Origin of the sequence: Gluconacetobacter aggeris, assembly GCF_014174395.1 — a bacterium.
Classification (GTDB): Bacteria; Pseudomonadota; Alphaproteobacteria; order Acetobacterales; family Acetobacteraceae; genus Gluconacetobacter; species Gluconacetobacter aggeris.
In genome coordinates, this window is record NZ_JABEQD010000039.1 from 1 (window position 1) to 1599 (window position 1599).

The following is a 1599-nucleotide window of genomic DNA, read 5'->3' on the forward strand; positions in this document are numbered from 1 at the left end:
TCAGAACGTCACGCGCACGCCGCCAAACCCGCCGATCGGCGCGGCGGGGCTATAGCTGCGCGGGTTGCTCGCCCCCGGCGCCTGCGCCAGATAGACCGAGGAGGTCGCCGAGAACGTGCCGAACGTATAATATTGCCGGTCGGTCACGTTCGCGATGCTGCCGAACAGTTGCAGCCAGCGCGTCACCTGGACCGAACTGTGCAGGTTCAGCACGAAGAACCCCGGCAGGCGCGGCGTCAGATTGGCTTCGTCGCCAAACAGATACTGGCCGCCCTGCAGCACGAAATCGCCGCCGACGGTCCAGTTCGGGGTCACACGCACATCCACCCCGCCGGTCAGCTTGTCCAGCGGAATGCCCGGCAGGCGGTTGCCCCGGCGCACGGTGATGTCGCCGTCATCATCGCCGGCCGGATTGCTGCCCGCATCCTCCACAAAGCCGCTGCGATAGGTCGCGTCGGTATGGGTATAGTTCAGCCAGGCCGACCAGCCATCGGCCTGCCAGGCCAGATGAACCTTGCCCCCCTGCCTGCGGGTGGCGCCGATATTGGCAAAAAAAGCACGGTTCAGCGTCTCGCTGTTGATGAAGACGATGTCGTTGTCGGCATCGGTGCGAAACAGTCCCACATCATAGCTCAGCCGGCCGGCAGCGCCGATGGCGAAGCCGCCCCGCAGACCGGCTTCGAACGTATGAGCCCTCACCTGCTTCAGCTCGGGATCGCCAACGAAGAAATTGGCCAGGCTGCACGCATTCTCGGGGCCGGCGCAGGACAGCTCGGCAGGCGTCGGCGCGCGGTTCGTCTCGGAATAGCCGCCATAGAGCGTGGCCCATTTCGTCAGGCGATAACGCAGCCCACCCCCGGGGTTGATCGCCGAATAGGCATGGCGCCCGCTCAGATCCCCGCCATTCTGATCAGCCAGATTGATCTGCGCGAAATTATAGCGCATCGATCCGGTCAGCGAGAGGCGCTGCGTCAGGTCGATCGTGTCGGTCGCGAACACGCCGACATAGGCATCATGCACCCGCACCCGTACCGGCACCGTCGCACCCGGTTCGTCGATCACATAGCCGGGGCCGTAATATTCGCGCGTCACCGGGGTCAAGCCGCCCAGCAGGGCGGAGCCGGTGAACATCGTCTGCGCGCCGTCGAAACTGACGCCCGCCACCTCGTGATTGCGCAGGCCGAACACCGAATGCGTTTCGGTCTGCTGCACCGACACCCCATAACCATTGGTATTGGTCGTCTGCAGATCCAGCTCGGAATACGGGCCGCCATTCAGGAAATCCGGAATCGTCGCTCCGCCCCGCGTGGTCGAGGGGTCGCCATGGCCGGTACACATCAGGCCCGATCCATCATCGCACGGCGCATCGTTGGGCGCATTGCCGTTGATCACGCGCTGCTGGAAATAATCGTAATGCACCTGCCCCTGCACCGACAGCGTATCGGTAAAGCCGTGCCGGCCGTTCAGCGCAAACTGGATGAATCTGTTCGCCATCTGGTTCGGCGCGGTAAACTGCGCCCTGGGATCGGCGCGCAGCAATTCCACCGGCGAGGTTCCCGGCCCGTTCAGCACCGAATTGGCCAGGTCGAGGCTGCCATG

1 protein-coding gene is annotated in these 1599 nt (G+C 64.2%); it reads right to left on the reverse strand.

Annotation, left to right across the window (positions count from 1 at the left end; all coding sequences use genetic code 11):
* A partial coding sequence (locus HLH36_RS19410) for a TonB-dependent receptor (protein WP_182987918.1) occupies positions 1–1599 on the reverse strand: 1599 nt, incomplete at its 5' end.